Origin of the sequence: Actinomadura sp. NPDC048032, from assembly GCF_040653175.1 — a bacterium.
In the GTDB taxonomy this organism is placed as follows: domain Bacteria; phylum Actinomycetota; class Actinomycetes; order Streptosporangiales; family Streptosporangiaceae; genus Spirillospora; species Spirillospora verrucosospora.
This window is the reverse complement of the sequence record NZ_JBEZJP010000652.1, coordinates 1-2,953: the sequence shown is the minus strand read 5'-3', so window position 1 is coordinate 2,953 and position 2,953 is coordinate 1. Positions and strand designations below refer to the sequence as shown.

Here is a 2,953-nt window from a genome sequence, read left to right as displayed (position 1 = left end):
ACGGCCCCGTCGACACCGTGACAGTGCGGACGGCCCTCCGGGACATCCTCCAGGCAGACGAACCGGCAAGTCCAATTCAGTAAAGAAGATCATTCAAGCGACAGTCGGTATCTCCGAGTCCGGAGTCAAGATTAAGGACGAGCCGATCCAACCTGTCGGTCAGATTATCTTCGATATAAATGGCGAGTACGCCAATGCCAACCAGCAGGACGACGGCACCGCAATTTTCGAGCAGTACCCCCACGACGTCACTCGTTACAGTGTCCTTGAGAAGCCTGGCTTTAAGGTCATGAAGCTCAATTTTCATCGCTCGATCGCAGAGGGACACGCACTGCTGGCCAGCCTACTCGACGACGATACAAGTACATATACGCGCGCTTTCTGTTCGATCGATTGGACTGAGCCCGACCGCGATGACCGCTCCGCCAGCACGCGTTACGGTGTCAAGAAGGCCGCCTACCAGGCATGTCTGAAGGCTGCTGGCTACAGCAACGGCGGACGGCAGATCAGGTTCCAGTCGAACGCCACGATTAGAAACAGTGGTATCCCTGGGCTCGCTGGCGTAGATCCGAGCGAAGGAATCTCGCTTGATGACACCATCGCCTGGTTCACAGCGGCATGGGAGAATTATGACGACCCCAACGGTCCATTTCAGGCGCTAAAGGCCCAAAGATCCGGCCGTGATTGGGCAGATGAAGACACTCAAACTCTCATGCGCTTCCTCACGCGCAAGGCCAAGCCTGGCGGTAATGCAAACGAAGCCGGCTACCGAAAGCTTATGAAGCACAAGTCGCTTCACACAAACAGTGTCGGGGATCCGTTCGATGATGAGATCGTGGGTCTGCTCCGGGCGGGCAAGATCGTGATTCTCGATCTGTCCCAGGGAAATCCGGAAATCCAAGGCACCTACTCCGAGCGCGTGTCCCGGAAGATATTCAATGAAGCGATGGACCGATTCATCAAGAACGAGCAGACCAACTTCATTCAAATGTACTTCGAAGAGGCCCACAACCTCTTCCCGCGAAGGGAGGAAAAGGATCTAACTCAGATCTATAACCGCATCGCCAAGGAGGGCCAGAAGCTCCGGCTTGGCCTGTGTTACGCAACACAGGAAGTCAGCTCGATTTCCGGAAGTATTCTGAAGAACACTCAGAACTGGTTCGTCTCACATCTCAACAACAGGGACGAGCTAAGAGAACTGGACAAGTTCTACGACTTTGAGGACTTCACAGACAGTCTCCGGCGAACCACTGACAAGGGTTTCATTCGCCTCAAGACTGACTCAAATACGTTTATCGTGCCTATTCAGGTCGATCCGTTCAAGGTCGCGGAAGCCGGGGTCTGAGCGTGGCTTACTCCAATATTCGCGGGCGTAAGCCCATGGAACGGGCTAGCAAGATCTCTCACGCTAATATCATTGCCTCCCAAGAGGTGAAGGACCTCTTGGCGCAGTGCAGCGTCCCTCGTCCAGCTGACACCCAAACCGTCCGCGAACTTCTGGTACAAGTTCCGGCGCCTACGGTGCAGGCGATCAAGCATGTTATCGCAGTGGACGGTAGTTTTCGCGAAGCAGTAGTGCGCGACGACTTCCCTTCTGCCACGATCACCTTCTTTGCGTTCGGTCCGCTGATCTTCAGTCTGAAGGATCTACGGCAACTCGACCGCGAGACGTTTATCGCACCCGAAGACCTTGCCAAGCTAAAGAAGATCCAGCGCTTCCAACTCGCGCTCCCCACACGCAACATCTCCCGCGCTGGCCTCGGCCTGCAAGAATCGCTTCGCCTGACGCTTCACGAGTTCCTCGCTCGTGATATTGAGGGCGCCAAGTCTCTATACGATGCACTTCACTGGCTACTCTTTCGCCGCTGGACGAATACGCCTGGTGTAAGCCGCACTCTTCGCCACTGCCCAAACAGGGACATCAATGGGTGTGAGCGTAAAGAGATTGTACTTACTGCAGAAACTCCCTACCGGTCGGAGTGCGGGAACTGCGGTGGGCCCATCTACCTGGTGGACGTACTCCGGCTGCACGAACTCGTCGACGAGGAGCAGGGTGCAAGTCCCGTTACTCCCTACTTGCTCTCCGCCCTGGAGACCTTGGCACTCGTCCAGGTGATCCAGACCCTGTGGGAATTGGCGAAGCCCACGCTGCTAAGAGAGTTTTTGTTCATCAAGGATGGCCCACTGGCCCTCTTCGGCCAAGTCTTCACTCTGACCGATCCCTTGCGAGATCTGGCGAACTTCCTCGGCTCGTACCGCGACCCGGCAGACCAAAGCAAGGTTCTCCCGCTCCTGAACATCGTGGGACTTGAGAAGAGCGGATCCTTCGTAGAGCACGCGATGCATATCGAGAAGAGCCTCGACAGGGAGCTATCCGAGATTCGAACCAAAGATAGCTTCACTGGAGTCGTGCTACCACTTTCGAGTAAGTACATCTATAAGTATGTCGTGCCCGGCGACCCCGGTGGAACAATTACTTACGGCGAGAATACATACTGGGGCGGAAAAATGATCTTCAAGGCGAAGGACGGGAGCACCTACGTGGCTACCGTACCGACCTTCGGCGGACATAAATCCGCCCCCAAGTTCGAGGACTATATTAACCTCGCTGACGTACTGGCTGGGGTCTCGGAACTCCGCTGCTCGATGTATGACAACGCCCTAATCCCGGTGGCATTGGCGAACAGGCTCGTCTCTCTGTCGGAAGTCCCGAGCAGTCGCATCTTGGAAAACTTCGCCCGCGGCGCCATCCTCAAGTAGCGGCGAATGATCGGTATCGCGCGGTTTTAAGGGCCTTCGGCTAGTCGGCATGATGAGACTGGTCATACATTCCAGTGAGCGTTCTCGATGGCTTGGGGCGGACGGGCGACGCGGCGCGGCGGGACCGGACGCGACCTGGCCCGCCTGGACGACGACGGGTTCGTCTACATCGTCGACCGCGCCAAGGACATGC

2 protein-coding genes are annotated in these 2,953 nt (G+C 56.3%); both read left to right on the top strand.

The window, feature by feature from the left end:
* A partial coding sequence (locus AB0C69_RS40605; RefSeq protein ID WP_360361858.1) for a hypothetical protein occupies positions 1-1,345 on the top strand: 1,345 nt, incomplete at its 5' end.
* Positions 1,346-1,431: 86 nt separating this feature from the next.
* Positions 1,432-2,760, top strand: coding sequence for a hypothetical protein (locus AB0C69_RS40600; RefSeq protein ID WP_360361855.1), 1,329 nt, complete (start codon positions 1,432-1,434; stop codon positions 2,758-2,760).
* The last annotated feature ends 193 nt before the right edge of the window (positions 2,761-2,953 follow it).